Origin of the sequence: Amycolatopsis aidingensis (assembly GCF_018885265.1) — a bacterium.
GTDB classification, from domain to species: domain Bacteria; phylum Actinomycetota; class Actinomycetes; order Mycobacteriales; family Pseudonocardiaceae; genus Amycolatopsis; species Amycolatopsis aidingensis.
In genome coordinates, this window is record NZ_CP076538.1 from 4,954,030 (window position 1) to 4,967,527 (window position 13,498).

The 13,498-nt window shown below is 68.9% G+C and carries 13 protein-coding genes and 1 pseudogene; 10 read left to right on the top strand and 4 right to left on the bottom strand.

Features of this window, described 5'->3' with window-relative positions; all coding sequences use genetic code 11:
* Nucleotides 1-34 precede the first annotated feature (34 nt).
* The gene (locus tag KOI47_RS22650; RefSeq protein ID WP_216206983.1) at nt 35-268 is read left to right on the top strand and encodes a hypothetical protein; all 234 of its coding nucleotides are present in this window, start codon (nt 35-37) and stop codon (nt 266-268) included.
* A 499-nt stretch (nt 269-767) separates the two neighbouring features.
* On the opposite strand, the gene KOI47_RS22655 is transcribed toward KOI47_RS22650, so the two are convergent.
* Entirely contained in the window at nt 768-1,139 is a 372-nt protein-coding gene (locus tag KOI47_RS22655) for a CPCC family cysteine-rich protein (protein WP_216206987.1), read from the bottom strand.
* Nucleotides 1,140-1,261: 122 nt separating this feature from the next.
* Here KOI47_RS22655 and KOI47_RS22660 point away from each other — a divergent pair, with 122 nt between their 5' ends.
* The gene (locus KOI47_RS22660; RefSeq protein WP_216206989.1) at nt 1,262-1,543 is read left to right on the top strand and encodes a hypothetical protein; all 282 of its coding nucleotides are present in this window, start codon (nt 1,262-1,264) and stop codon (nt 1,541-1,543) included.
* Between the two features lie 71 nt (nt 1,544-1,614).
* Here the strand turns inward: KOI47_RS22660 and KOI47_RS22665 are convergent.
* A pseudogene (locus KOI47_RS22665) lies at nt 1,615-2,098 on the bottom strand (DinB family protein).
* A 95-nt stretch (nt 2,099-2,193) separates the two neighbouring features.
* Here KOI47_RS22665 and KOI47_RS22670 point away from each other — a divergent pair.
* Entirely contained in the window at nt 2,194-2,550 is a 357-nt protein-coding gene (locus tag KOI47_RS22670) for a hypothetical protein (protein WP_216206993.1), read from the top strand.
* 1,640 nt (nt 2,551-4,190) lie between these two features.
* Here KOI47_RS22670 and KOI47_RS22675 read toward each other — a convergent pair.
* Nucleotides 4,191-5,354 (bottom strand): hypothetical protein, encoded by a 1,164-nt coding sequence (locus KOI47_RS22675; protein ID WP_216206995.1) that lies wholly within the window; start codon nt 5,352-5,354, stop codon nt 4,191-4,193.
* A gap of 194 nt (nt 5,355-5,548) precedes the next feature.
* Complete coding sequence (locus KOI47_RS22680) at nt 5,549-6,010, bottom strand: DNA-processing protein DprA (RefSeq protein ID WP_216206998.1); 462 nt, start codon at nt 6,008-6,010, stop codon at nt 5,549-5,551.
* Nucleotides 6,011-6,323: 313 nt separating this feature from the next.
* Between KOI47_RS22680 and KOI47_RS36500 the strand changes: the two genes are divergently transcribed.
* The 7 genes from KOI47_RS36500 to KOI47_RS22715 all read left to right on the top strand — a co-directional run bounded on the left by KOI47_RS36500 (nt 6,324) and on the right by KOI47_RS22715 (nt 13,476).
* A complete protein-coding gene (locus KOI47_RS36500) occupies nt 6,324-6,476 on the top strand; it encodes an FxLD family lanthipeptide (RefSeq protein ID WP_216207000.1) in 153 nt (50 codons plus the stop codon).
* 81 nt (nt 6,477-6,557) lie between these two features.
* A complete protein-coding gene (locus tag KOI47_RS22690) occupies nt 6,558-9,515 on the top strand; it encodes a lantibiotic dehydratase (RefSeq protein ID WP_216207002.1) in 2,958 nt (985 codons plus the stop codon).
* Entirely contained in the window at nt 9,512-10,615 is a 1,104-nt protein-coding gene (locus KOI47_RS22695) for a lanthionine synthetase C family protein (RefSeq protein WP_232376181.1), read from the top strand. Before KOI47_RS22690 ends, KOI47_RS22695 begins: the two co-directional genes overlap by 4 nt.
* A complete protein-coding gene (gene fxlM / locus KOI47_RS22700; RefSeq protein ID WP_216207005.1) occupies nt 10,612-11,856 on the top strand; it encodes a methyltransferase, FxLD system in 1,245 nt (414 codons plus the stop codon). Before KOI47_RS22695 ends, fxlM begins: the two co-directional genes overlap by 4 nt.
* Before the next feature lie 17 nt (nt 11,857-11,873).
* The gene (locus KOI47_RS22705) at nt 11,874-12,179 is read left to right on the top strand and encodes a hypothetical protein (RefSeq protein ID WP_216207008.1); all 306 of its coding nucleotides are present in this window, start codon (nt 11,874-11,876) and stop codon (nt 12,177-12,179) included.
* 323 nt (nt 12,180-12,502) lie between these two features.
* Nucleotides 12,503-13,123 (top strand): SAV_915 family protein, encoded by a 621-nt coding sequence (locus KOI47_RS22710; RefSeq protein ID WP_216207009.1) that lies wholly within the window; start codon nt 12,503-12,505, stop codon nt 13,121-13,123.
* Between the two features lie 11 nt (nt 13,124-13,134).
* Nucleotides 13,135-13,476 carry a hypothetical protein gene (locus tag KOI47_RS22715; protein WP_216207012.1) on the top strand — a complete coding sequence of 114 codons (342 nt, stop codon included), beginning with the start codon at nt 13,135-13,137 and terminating at the stop codon, nt 13,474-13,476.
* Nucleotides 13,477-13,498: the final 22 nt, after the last annotated feature.

Consider the following 13,498-nt stretch of genomic DNA (forward strand, 5'->3'; position numbering starts at 1 on the left):
CCCCGGTCCCGGAGGGCGCCAGGTCGTCTGCGGGGTGGTCGTCTCGATCGTCGTCGCTGTGGCGACCTCGCCGGTGTTGGTGTCCCTGGCCGGTGTCCTGCGCGAATGGGTCAATCGGCGGAACAAACGCAGCATGGTGATCCGCGACGGCGACCGGTCGATGGAGGTAACCGGCTACGACGCTCAGGATATCGCCGTTTTCCTGGGCAAGTGTCAGCCTTCGGGGCAACCGGAGCGGGAGCCCGGTGCACCTGACGAGCCCGCCTGACGCCATCCGTGGCGACCTGGTTACAAGCAGCGAACCGCCCCACCAGTCTGAACATGCGCTCTCGGCAGAAGAGTGCACGCTTTGCGGCATGACAGGACGTTGGAAAAGAAGCGGACCGCTTCGCCGCGGCGCTGTGGCGCTCAAGCTGCGAGGCGTCACGCGCGCCAGCTGATGTACGTCAAACCGATGAAGCTCGGCGGCGGGACGACTACTCTGACCGGGTCCGCTGGCTCAGCGCCGCTGGCAGGTCAAGGCCAGGAACCGCGGCTACTGCCACGGAAGCGGGTACCGTTGCTCGATCTCGGCTGGCGGCATCGGCTCCAACAGGTCGGTGAACTGGAAGCCGCTGTCCACCGCTGCGCGGAGGTAGGCGAACTACTCCGCGTCGGCGTATCCCGGTGGTACCGCCAGAACAGGGGTGAGCGAGGTGCGCCCCCGCCCGATGCACATAGCTGGGTGCAGCCCATGCCATCTCAGCGATACTCGGCGCACCAGAGTGTCAGCTTCGACGCCAGTAGTTTGGTCGCCACCAGTAGAGCGACGTGTGATCGGTCGGCCAAGGTGCGCTGTTGACACCCTGGAGCTCGACGTTGTCGACGGCGAGATCGATGGGGCGCCAGCCGTCGTCGACCGGCTCGGATGGGGTGGCTGTACGCACGAGACCGGTGAAACGAAACTCCATCGCACCGAGTTCGGCGTAGGCACGCTGCGCATCAATCAGTGCAGGAGTATTCGCACCGCCGCTCCAGTCAGGCCACCGCAACTGGACCGCATCGTCCTCCCAGAAACACACTTCGCAGATCTCGTGGGAGCCTGGCGGCTCAGTGAACATCAGATGCCCACAGCACGGGCACGGGTACTCCGCCTCCACGATCGTTCAGTGTCAGCACCTGACAGACAGGAGTCAACTCGAATACCAGACTGTCCTGAATGGCATCCAAGTCTGCGCGATCCATCTGGTCGCGCTGAATGTGGCGGTGTCAGTATGCAAGGTTGGAGACCGAAGACACCAACGACAAAATGGAGGAGACGTTCTTCGCCGACTGTCAGTGGGAACTTCGAGCGGGCGCCGTTGCGGGCCAGGTCCTACCGGATCGCCACCAACGACTGCTCGACCTGTTTGCCCAGCCTGCCGCCGGTGGCGAGGTGCTGCGGCTGCGCCCAAGCGCCGTTCTCACCTTCGTGAACGGCCGCGTTCGAGATCGTCACCCCCGACAGGCGCCGCTGAAAGCTGCGCGACGGCGAGCCCGGAGGACCACCGCCACCAGCGCGTGACCCCGTCCACTTATCGGCAATAGCATGCCGTGGGCCCGGTGCCTCGCAGCGGTCTGCGCGAACATGGCGCGCTACTGGCTGCTGATGAGTTGTTCACGCAGGATGTCGACGTGCCCGCAGTGCTGGGCGAGTTCGCGCAGCACGTGCAGATACACCCAACGCAGAGGTAGCGGGCCACGGCGGTTGCCGTGGACCATGTCATCTAACCCCAGGGACGAGGTCGTGTGACGTGATGCCGCACGCGCGTCGCGGTGTGCCTGCCGGGCAGAGGCGATAATGTCGCCCTCATCGAGGATGAAGGACTCGTCCGGTGTCGCGGGGATATCGATCTCGGCACGCGACCGGCAGGTGAGGGCTTCGTCGAACCAGACCTTCTCGATGAACGTCGCATGCTTGACTAGGCCCAGCAGCGTAGTCCGGGACGGCACCAACGATCGGCACACCTGCTCCTCGGTCAGCCTGTCCAAAACACCTGCCGAGCGCACCCCGATGCTCATCGAGGAACGCCTCGAACTGGACCCGAACCGGCTGATCGATGACGTCCTCGGCGGACATTGTTGAGAGCGTGGACATGTACAGGACATCCCAGACGGACGTCCGCGAACAACACATATCGGCACGGGCGAGTCCTGGGCGGGCAGAATCCCAGCATGGACACTGAACGTGAGCACGACCGATGGACGGCGACCGAACGTGAGTGCGGGTACATCCGTGCGCGGTTGCGGCTTCTCACCACGGCGCAAGGCGGTCGCCTCACCTCGATCTGCTCGGGCTACCGGGCGCACTGGGCCTTCCCGCCAGATGTCGATCAGGAACGCCACGACGCGCCTCTGACTCTGGAGCAAGCGAGGACACTGGCCCCTGGCGAGGACGCGATGGTTCGCCTTCACCCGCTCGTGCCCGACCTCTGGCCACAAGTCGCGGTGGGCCTGCGGCTGTCGATGCTTGAGGGAGCCCGAGTGGTCGGGCTGGCCGATGTCATGGAGACAGTCTCTCCGGTCCCATGACCGAACACGACCATCGGCAGGTGCGGATGTTGCTCGGCTGGGCTGTCTCGATCGCGGTTGTGGAGCGTGCACCGCGTCGTGTTTCACGTATCCGGGGTCTCTCCCCAGCGCGGCTGGGGAGAGGGCACTCGGATGTCCACGTTCTCGATAGGGTCCACGGCCTTGCCGAGACTCTTGAGGTGGTCGAGAACGTCCGCGAAGCTGCCGATCAGGATCGTCGTGGCGGGGCACCGGGGACACGGCTTGTCGCGGCGGCATCGAGGGTCTCCGTTGACCAGGTTGCGGGCGTGGTTGTAGGCACTGATCGGGTCGTCGGCCCGGATCAGGTGCCACTCGCCATGCTGGTGGTCGGTGGGTAGGCCGGCGGCGAGTCCGGGGGCTACGGGGCGGGTCGATGCGGCAGGCGTGGTGGCGGATGAGGAAGTCGCGGTCGAGGGGATCGACTTCGTCGTCCTCGGGCTGGCGGTCGAGGTACCACGCCAACGCGTCGGTGGGTGGTCCCGGTCCCCACAACATGTCGATGGGAGACTGCGTCGTGGTGTAGAGAGCATCGAAGCGCCACAGGTCGTCCAGGTTCTGCGTTGAGGCGCGAACCAGGATGGTCATCACCGGCCCTCCCAGCCGGACATGAGGGAGTTCGGCGGCAGCACAGGTTTCCTTGTCGCCCGCCGAGTTCCAGGACACGGCGATCACAGTGCGCTGGACAGGTGCCGGATGAAGCCGGCCACCAGGGGTGGGTACATCCCACAGGCAGTTGATGATCTCGGCTACGTCGCGGATGCTGCGGGCGGCCTCGACCGGGGAGCTCAGCTGGTAGTGCGTGGGATGGGCCGTCATGTCACGTAGATGCTTCTGAGTCGCCGCGATCCGTCGCGCCCACTGACCCGGCAGCAGCCCTTCCTGCTCTGCCCAGCGCCGCAAGCCGCCCAGCATGCCGTTAAAGGATGGGATGGTGCTGCCGGATCGCGGCAATTCGAGGATGCGGTCCGCAGGACGAATATTGTCGAGTTGATCCTTGATGTCGTGGAACGAGCCGCCGGTCAGAAGCCTGGCGGCACCGGCTCGGTCCCTGACCGGAATCCCGGTCGCGTAGTACGTCATGAACCGGTCCCGGAAAGCCAGCTCCATGAGCAGCCGGGCCCGGTCCTCGGCAAAGGTGAACAGGTCGTAGCTGAGGGCACCATAAATTAACGCTGATCGGACCTGGTCGAAGGCGTTGCGGGTGTTCTCCGGTACCGCGTCCGCCAGAACGATCGCCGCCATCAGCTCGTATTGGAAAGCCACGGTGCTCTCGGACGTCAAGATGTGCGATCCGCCCAGCCCCCACGGCGTGAAGCCCTGGGTACGCCGGTCGACGAGCCGCAACTCCTCCAGCGTGTGCGGCAGGCAGTCTCGTCGCTCCGCATCCGGCAGTGTCTCGTCCTCCACGACAGGCCTCCTCCTGGACATCAGGGCCCGCCGACCATGGCGAGCCGACCAGGATGTCACAAGCCCGGCTGCCGCCGCATCTGGGTTTGCCCATCCCGATCCGCACCGCGCGCTGCCTCGGCGTAGAAGCTTGTCTCGGTTGTCACGGGGGCAACGCGGTCGCATTTCACGAAATGAAACCAGGCACACCCCGGCACGACGGGGTGTGCGGTTCATCGTCCGATGAGTGAGTCGTGTATGTGGTCGTCGAGTTCGGTGAGGAAGTGTTCGGTTCGCCAGGGGCGCAGGTGTTGTCGGGCTAGCCGGATTCGCTGTGCCGGTACGCGTCCGCCGGTGGTGGCGGTGATGTCGATGGCCTTGTGCAGGAGGTCGGCGCAGGCGGGGTCGCCGAGTCGCAGTCGTGCGAGGGCGAGGTCGGTGCTGACGATGCCGCGTTGAACGGCGTCCCGTGATGTCTTCAGGGCGTTGAGTGAGTGGGCGAGGCTGTCGTGGGCGCGGTTGGCGTCGCCGGCGTGGAGTGCGCAGAGTCCGTCGAATCCGTGGAGGCGGTCGGCGTTGAACCCGCTGTGCGGGTCGTCGGACGTGAGTTGCTCGACGGTCCGCCAGGCTCGGTCGAGTGCGGCGCCGGCCTCGCGGGTCTGGCCGGCGCGTGCGCAGATCTCGGCGTGCACGGCGTGTGCGCGGGCTCGAACGGCGTAGCTGGATCCCTGATGGGCGTCGATGGTCGCGGCGTGGGCGATGGTGCGGGCTGTGTCGAGGTCGTTGGTCGCGTGCAGGGTCACCATCGTGTGGCTGGTCCGTACCGTCGCGCGGTGATTGCGGTCTTTCAGCTGTCCGGCGACGGCGGTGGCGTCGGTGTAGAGCGCAGTGGCGAGTTGGTCGTCGCGGGTCTCGAAGGCCAGCCGTGCGGCAAGGGCGTAGGTGTGGGTGGCCAGCCGGGCCAGCTCGTCGTGCTGTCCGGGGTGGTCGCGCTGCAGGAGCCGGCGGCAGGACTCGACGATCGGCGCGAGCTGGAGCTGGAGCCGGACGAATGGGGTCGATCCCACCTGCCTGGTGATCGCCGTGACGGAGCGCTGGAGCTGGCCGAGCAGGTCGTGGTCGAGCGGGCAGGAGCCGCGCTGAACCGCCGTGATGCCGAAGTGGGTGGCTGGCGACAGCAGCGTCGACGAGTCGCTGCGGGCGTTCTGGGTGACCAGATCAAGGAGCGCTTGGATGCGGTGCGGTGGCGTTCCGAAAAGGCGGAGCGCATCCAGCAGGGTGCCGAGATCGGATCCGGGTCCCAGGGCCAGGTCACCGGAGGGGTGCGGGCGTAGAGGTGGGCGAGCAGGACCTGGTAGCGATCGCCGGGGCTGGTTCGTTCGGTGCCGCTTTCCCATCGGGCGACGGTGCGTTGGATGCTGGTGACCTGGCGGTGCGTCAGCGAGGTGACGGCAAGCTGGCGCGCGGTGTCGCGCAGTGCTCGGGCCAGGTCGGCCCAGGACCAGCCACGGCCTTCGCGCAGCTGGCGCAGCAGGCGCGCCCCGGTGTCCCGATCGGTGCTCATGGCATCCAGTACACCATCCCCAGCAGATCAGACGGGCACGACCAGCCGGGGTTTGTCCTGCTCGGCGGCGTAGTTCACGGTGTACCAGGTGCCGCTGGCCGGATCCGTGCCGTGCGGGAAGGCGATCACGAACCTGCTGCGGTCGACCATCCATCGGTTGCGGGCGTGATAGGCCGAGGCGCCGAGCGTGTCGGCGTGCAGTTCGACCACTCCGGTGAGCCGGCCGGCTCGCTGCCATCGGCGAATCACCTCGCCCGCGGCTGCCGGCTGGTCGGCCACGGTGCACGGCACGACAACGGTGAGGTCGGCCTGGGTGTGACTGGCCAGCCAGTCCAGCGCGGCGGTGTCGATCCCCGCGGCTCCGCCGAGGTAGAAGGTGGCGTCCGGGTCGGCGAACGGCCGCAGGTAGTCACCGAACAGTCCGGGTAGGTCCGCCTCGGTCTGGGGAGGGATCGACCGTGCGCCGGTGATCGTCACGTGGCGGGCCAAGCTCGCGCTCCCTCCCGGATGTCATCGAATGTCATCTACCCACATCGTGCCTGGTCACGTTCTCATGAACGCACCGGCTGCGGCGAGGCTCGCCCCCCGACCCGTCGCAGCCGGTTGCCCACGCCACGGGGACCGTGAGGAGGAGCCTGCTGACCACGACCACGTACCCGGGTGCGGCGGACGACCTGCTCCACGTTTTTGGCACGAAAGCGGGTGGAATAGCGCCACCAATGAATCAACAGTGAAAATCACCCCATTAAATATGCGCGCGAACGGGAATGGCGATTACGACAAGAGGAGAAGAGGTGTCCCGATGACAACGGTCCTCACCGGGGAACCAGGCGGCGTTTTCGATCTGGATGTTCGGATGGAGACGGAGCGGATCTTGTCCGAGGCGGTGGCGTGCCAGACCGAGGACGGGTGTGGGCATACGTGCCAGATTTCCGCCTGTGTGTCGCAGCTGTGACTTTCTCGGGGTTGGGGCCTGGATTCGTTCCTGGCCCCGCCCCGGGCTCCACGTTTGCTGATAGGAACGGGAGGTGCGGGGATGCCCGAGGTGGGCTACCGGCATCGCGGTACGGGGGTGCTGCGTGCGTCGGCGCAGCAGGTCACACCGGCGTGGTGGCCGGCCCTGTCCGATGCGCGGGATTGCCGCGCGTGGCTGGGTGAGGTGTGGCCGACGGTCGCGGTGGCGGTGCGGCATGCGAGCCCGGTGCTGGCCTGCGGGGTCGAGGCGATCCTGGCCGGGCGTCCGCGGTCTGGGCGGAAGGTGCGTCGCGCGGCCCTGGCCGTGGTCCGGTACGTGTTGCGTTTCCAGCGTTCGACCCCGTTCGGTTTGTTCGCCGGAGTCGCCCCGCTCACGGTCAGCAGCACCAGCAGTGTCCGGTTCGGCCAGCAGCATCGGCCGGTCGCGCGGCCGGATCACCGGTGGCTGCACCAGGTGATCAACCGGCTGAAAGCGTGCTCGGAGCTGCTGGCGCAGCTGGATGTGGTGTTCCACGACGCGGTTGAGCGGCAGGGCGAGCGGCTCGTGCTGGCGGGGCCGGAGGTGGTGAGTGTCCGCTGCACCCCGGCGGTGCGATTCGTGCGTCGCCACGCGGCCGGTCCGGTCCGCGTCGGCGTGTTGGCCGAGGCGCTGGCGGCGGCGTTCCCCGGTGCTGGCGATGCGGCTGTGCTGGTGCGGTCGTTGCTGGAGCACGGTTTCCTGGTCAGTAGTCTGCGCGCGCCGAGTACGGTCACCGACCCGCTGGGCTTCCTTACCGATTCCTTGCAGGCGCTCGACACCGAGGGCACCGCGGTGGCGTCGCTGGTGAACGAGCTGGGCGAGATCCGCCGCGCACTCGATGGGCACAACCAGCACCCGTGCGAGCAGGCGCGGACCGAGCTGGCCGCACGGATGCAGGCGATCGCGGGCGTGCCGCGAGGGGTGTTGTCAGTGGACCTGCGGCTGGATGGCCAGGTGCGCCTGCCAGAGCGGGTGGTACGGGAGATGGAACGGGCCGCCGACGTGCTGGCCCGGGTGGCGCGGGAACACACTGGAAGCCGGGCGTGGCGGGAGTACTTCACCGCGTTCTGCGAACGGTTCGGCACCGGCACCTTGGTCCCGCTGCGGCTGCTGGTGGACCCGGCCTGCGGCGTGGGCTGGCCGCAGGGCTACCCCGCCGGGCCCGCGCAGGGCGGGCGGCATGTGTTCTCCGAGCGGGACCGCCTGTTGCTGTCCTGGGCCGCCGAGGCCACGGCCGGGGGCCGGCGCGAATTCGAGCTCGACGCCGGGGCGGTTGATGCGCTGGCCGCCGTGGGCGGCAACCCGGAGGTCGCGCCGCCGCATGTCGACCTGGGCGCGCGGATTCACGCCGCCAGCACTGCCGCGCTGGATCGGGGCGAGTTCCGGCTGACCGTGGCACCGGGCCGGGCCGCGGGCACTTTCTCCTCCCGGTTCACCCCGCTGGTTCCCGAAGCCGGGCTGGAGGCGGTGTTCGCCGGGCTGCCCACCATCACCGAGGGGGCGGTTGCGGCGCAGGTGTCCTGCGCGCCCCTGTATCCCGGTGGGGAGAACGTCGCCCGCGTCCCCCGCTGTCTGCCCGAGATCGTCTCCGTCGGCGAACACGAGCCCGCCGCGATCGGGGTGGACGACCTGGCGATCACCGCAACCCGCCACCGGCTGCACCTGGTCAGCCTGTCGCGCCGCCGGGTGGTCGAGCCGCTGGTGCTGCACGCGCTCGCGCCGAAGCAGCAGCCGCCGCTGGCGCGCCTGCTGGGCGAGCTGCCCGGGGCGCTGGGCACGGGGTGGCTGGGGTTCGACTGGGGTCCGGTGGCCGGGTCGTTGCCGTTCCTGCCGCGGCTGCGCCACGGGCGGGTCATCCTGGCTCCGGCGCAGTGGCGACTCACCCGGCACGAGCTGCCCGCCGACACGGCTGGTCGGGACCGGGCGCTCGCCCGGTGGCAGGCGGCATGGGGGTGTCCGGACCGGGTGCAGCTGCGGGACTTCGATCAGCAGTTGCCGCTGGACCTGGCCGTGCCCGCGCACCGGGAGGTGCTCGCCCACCACCTGCACGGATCTGAGGAGGCCGTGCTGATCGAGTCCCCCGAGCCCGGCGCCGACGGGTGGCTGGAGGGCCGTCCGCATCTGGTGGTGCTGCCCCTGGCCTCCCGCCGCAGGCCGGAGCCCGCGCCACGGGTCGAGTCGTTGCCCGTGCTGACCCACCAGCACGGCCACCCACCCGGCTCGGCCCACTCGGGGTGGCTGTACGCCAAGCTCTATCTGCCCGCGCACCGTGTGGATCGGCTGCTGGTGCACCAGCTGCCGGACCTGCTGGTCGAGCTGGGTGAGCGGGACTGGTGGTTCGTGCGCTATCCCCGTACCCGCGACGGCGACGAACCGGATCACCTGCGGCTGCGCATCCGCACCACCGGCGACGCCGACAAGGTGCTCGCCGCCCTCACCACCTGGGCCGACCGGCTCCGCGAGGACGGGCTGCTGAGCCGGGGGGCGTTGGACACCTACTACCCCGAGACCGGCCGCTACCGCGCCATCCACGATGCCGAGCGGCTGTTCGCCGCCGACTCCCGGCTGGTGCTCGCCTGCCTCACCCACCGCCCAGGTGGGGTGTCCCCGGTCGCGGCCACCGGTCTGTCCCTGTTCGAGCTGGCCGCCGCGTTCCTCGGCGACCGGCAGCACGCCGCCGACTGGCTACACCACCGGGCACCCCGCGCTGTGCCCGGCCGGGCCGCGGTCGACCAGGTCATCCGGCTCGCCCGCGGCTGGCCGGACACCGCCGAGCCAGCCGAGGTGGCAGCCGCACACCGGGATCACGGCGAGGCGGTGCGCCGCTACCGGCACGCCCTGCCCGCCGACACCGATCTCGACGCCTGTCTCCATGCGCTGCTGCACATGCACCACAACCGCGCCCTCGGCGTCGATCCAGAACTCGAGGCGGTGTGCCTGCGGCTGGCCCGGCAGGCCGCCACCACCTGGCACACCACCCACCCGGGGCGGTCGTCGTGACCGCACAGTCGCTGGCCGACGGGCCCGCCGGGCAGGCGCTGCTGGCGCTGGAACGCGACCAGGACGCCCGGGACTGGCTGGCCGCGATGGTGGCCGAGCCCGTGCGCGCCCACCCCGACGAGGTCAGCCTGTTCGAGGGAGCCCCCGCGGTCGCCTTCACCCTCGCCGCCACCCGCATGGCCGACACCCAGGACGTGCTGGACGGGCACGTCCGGTGGATCACCCGGGCGCGGTTGAAGGCCGCGCACCACCGCCTCGCCGCCGGGGCGCTAGCCGACACGCGCGAGTTCGACCTCATCTCCGGCCTCACCGGGCTCGGCGCCTACCTCCTGCGCCGCGGCGGAAACCACGAGCTGCTGCGGGACGTGCTGCGCTACCTGGTGCGGCTGACCCACCCCCACCGCGGCGGACTGCCCGGCTGGTGGGCACGCAGCGGCCCCACCGGTCCCGGCCCCGGGTGGCACGGCGGGCACGGCAACCCCGGCATGGCGCACGGCATCGCCGGGCCACTCGCGCTGCTGGCGCTCGCCATGCTGCGCGGGATCGTCGTATCCGGGCAGGCCGCCGCCATCGACCGCGTCGGCACCTGGCTGGACCGCTGGCGTTGCGGCACCCCACCCAGGGTGTGGTGGCCCGAGGCGATCACCCGCGCCGAGCACGACCGCGGCGAGGCCTTCCGACCCGGTCCGGGCCGGCCGAGCTGGTGCTACGGCACCCCCGGCATCACCCGCGCCCTGCACCTGGCCGGCCGCGCCCTCGACGACCCCGCACGGCAACACCTAGCTGAGGAGATCCTGGCGCTGTGCGTCACCGACGAAGCACAGCTGGCCCAGCTTGCGGACGTGTCGCTGTGCCACGGGTGGGCCGGCCTGCTGCACACTGCCTGGCGCGCCAGCCACCACAGCGACCGCATCGCCACCGCTCTGCCCCGTCTGCTCCACGGACTCACCGACCGCCTGGCCCGCCGGCCACCGGCCGGGCAGGGACTGCTCACCGGCACCGCCGGGGCCCTGCTGGCCCAGCACGCCGCCCGCACCAACACGCCACCGGTCACCCGGTGGGATGCCTGCCTGCTGCTCAACGACGAAGGGACACGATGAACCACGCCACCACCAGCTCACCCGCCGACCTGCGCGAGACCATGATCACCAGCGTCAAGCAGGCCGGGTACGCCCAGCGCCCCGAGGTCGAACGGGCACTGCGCCGGGTCCCGCGGCACGAGTTCGTGCCCGAGGCCGACCTGGATACGGCCTACGACCCCTGGCAAGCCGTCATCACCCACCGCTTCACCGACGGCACCGCTCTCTCCTGCGCCAGCGCGCCCTCCGTGGTCGCCATGATGCTCGACCAGCTCGCCGTCGAACCCGGCAACGCCGTGCTGGAGATCGGGGCCGGGACCGGCTACAACGCCAGCCTCCTCGCCGAACTCACCAACCAGGACACCCACGTGGTCACCATCGACCTCGACGGCGGCGTCACCACCCACGCCACCCGCAACCTGGCCGCGACCGGCTACCACGGTGTCCGCGTCGTCACCGGCGACGGCGCGCTCGGCGTCCCCGAACACGGCCCCTACGACCGGATCATCGCCACCGTCTCCCCCTGGGACATCCCTACAGCCTGGTGGCAACAACTCACCCCCGGCGCCCGTCTCGTAGTCCCGCTGCGGTGGCGCGGGCAAACCCGCAGCGTCGCCTTCGCCCACCACAACGGGCGGCTGGTGGCCGACTCCATCGAACTGTGCGGCTTCGTCCCCCTCGTCACCGACGACGACGGCGAACTCTCCGCCCCCATCACCGCCGATGGCACCATTCACCTGCACTGGGACCGCGACCAACCGGTCGACCCCACGGTCCTGCACGGAGTCCTCGACCGGCCGAGCAACACCGCCTGGTCCGGCGTCAGCATCGCCGGAGACGAACCCCACGACGGCATCTGGCTACGCCTCACTGTCACCGACCTCCGCACCTGCCGACTCAACGCCCCCGCCGATACCCCGCCCGAGATCTGCGCCCCCATCTCGCCGTTGCGCGCGCCCGCCCTCGTCGACGGAACCTCCCTGGCCTACCTCACCCTCCGCCGACACCAAGGCAGCGGACCCAGCCGCTGGGAACTCGGCGCCATCGGGCACGGACCAGCCGCCACCGAACTGGCCACCCACCTCTGCGACGAACTCCGCGCCTGGTCCATCGATCGAGACCGGCGCAAACCCAACCTGACCGCCTACCCCGCCGACACCCCCGAGCATGAGCTGACCGGCACCATCATCGACAAGGCCCACAGCAAGCTTGTCCTCACCTACGACACCGACGAACCACACGAGCACCGGTACCGTGCCTGATACGGAAACGGACGTTGATGAACGAAAGCGCCGATCACGGCATAACCGGATCGTCAATCGAGATCGACAACCAGTGCTATGCACGTGCCGTGGTCCTTCGTGGAGGACTGCCGGCGTTGGCTATCGGCTACGGCGGCACTGACACGGTCTTGTCCGCCGGTCCACGGTTGCAGGACGCTGCGATAGCGAAAGAATTCGCCATCACTCTCGCCTCGGCAGCGTTGGCGTTCGCGGGCGGCTGCACCGTCCGTCTGACACAGAGACATAATCAGCACGAGCCCGCGCAGCCACGCCTCAACGAACACGACAGCCCGGATCACTGACATCGCCTCGACGAGTGTCGATCCCTGACGGCGGATCATGTCCGATTCTCCGGCCCGAGGTAGCTGACGCTCCCGAGCGAGCAGGACACGATCCATGATTCTTCAGTCCCTCGCCGCGTTGTTGATCTTATACGCGCCCGCTCGAATGTGACCCCAATCACCAGGGCCGGTTCTTGCGCAACCGTCCTGTACGCACAGACCCTCGCGCTTACACTGAGCGTTCAGGGGGAACGGTCATGTAGCTGAGTTCGGCGATCGGGAGGGGACCGTAGGTGTCGGGGGGAGCCGAGGAGCAAGGTCGGCACGGACGACGGCCACGCACAGTGGACCCGGACGAGGTACCGAGGCAGGCGCCGGATGGCCTGTACCTGCTCACCACGCCTACGGGACATGGCGGAGTCATCGAGTTGTGGACGCTCCGTGATGGAACCTCTGCCGTGATGGGTTACTCCTCCATCGGTCGGCTGATGGTGGCGTGCGGTAGCGGGCAGCCGTTCCGGCACATGGCAGCCGATGAGGTCGAATCGACCTGCGAATCGATAGGTGCCAAGGTCGTCGTTGTCGATACGGTGCCTCCCGGTGGCCGGCGGTATCCCGAGGTCGATTCCCGGGACCAACCCGACTTGCCTCTCCTCGACGCCGAGGATCCGGACCAACCGGTCGTCTATGTGCCCTCACGGCCTTACCGTGCGGGTCAGCGCGATGCTGTGCTGGAGCTTCAACCGCATGAGGGTCGGCTGACACTGCTCGCCTACACCTCACGCGAACTACTGGAGGAAGGGTGCGGGCCGTATCAGGCGTGGGTGTCGATTCCTTCTCACCTGCTCGAGGAAGCCGCCTGGCGGGTCGGGGCTGAGGCGGTGCTGTTCAACCCTGTCCTGTCGGAGGAGTCCAGACACGCCGCACCGGTGCTGGACTGGACCCGCCGCGACAACAACCGATAGGAGCATCGCACATGGGTGGTAACGAGGGATTCAGCTACAGCACGGCCGGACTGGAAAGCGTGGTCAGCCAGCTACGCGAGGGCGCCCGGCACCTCGACGAAGCCAATGAAGCCGCGGTGGAGATGGTCGACGCCGGTGGTTCCTCGGAGATCGTGGGGAAGGCGCTCGCCGACTTGCTGATGTCGTCGGTCAACTCCGCGGCGACGATGGACAACGCCGCGGGCAAGGTCGATGCGGCGAAGGGCAGCTACCACGACATCGAGAACACCAACGAAGGCGCGATGCGCAAGAAGCAGCACGACATCATGGAGGACTATCCCGACGTGCACGACATGAATGTTCCGCTGAACTGATCCGGGCCACCAGGGAAGGGGG

Coding starts and splice junctions, on each gene's coding strand:
- KOI47_RS22690 (WP_216207002.1), top strand. CDS start 6,558: ATGCCCGAGGTGGGCTACCGGCATCGCGGTACGGGGGTGCTGCGTGCG.
- KOI47_RS22715 (WP_216207012.1), top strand. CDS start 13,135: ATGGGTGGTAACGAGGGATTCAGCTACAGCACGGCCGGACTGGAAAGC.
- KOI47_RS22675 (WP_216206995.1), bottom strand. CDS start 5,354: ATGGGAAAGCGGCACCGAACGAACCAGCCCCGGCGATCGCTACCAGGT.
- KOI47_RS36500 (WP_216207000.1), top strand. CDS start 6,324: ATGACAACGGTCCTCACCGGGGAACCAGGCGGCGTTTTCGATCTGGAT.
- fxlM (WP_216207005.1), top strand. CDS start 10,612: ATGAACCACGCCACCACCAGCTCACCCGCCGACCTGCGCGAGACCATG.
- KOI47_RS22670 (WP_216206993.1), top strand. CDS start 2,194: ATGGACACTGAACGTGAGCACGACCGATGGACGGCGACCGAACGTGAG.
- KOI47_RS22705 (WP_216207008.1), top strand. CDS start 11,874: ATGAACGAAAGCGCCGATCACGGCATAACCGGATCGTCAATCGAGATC.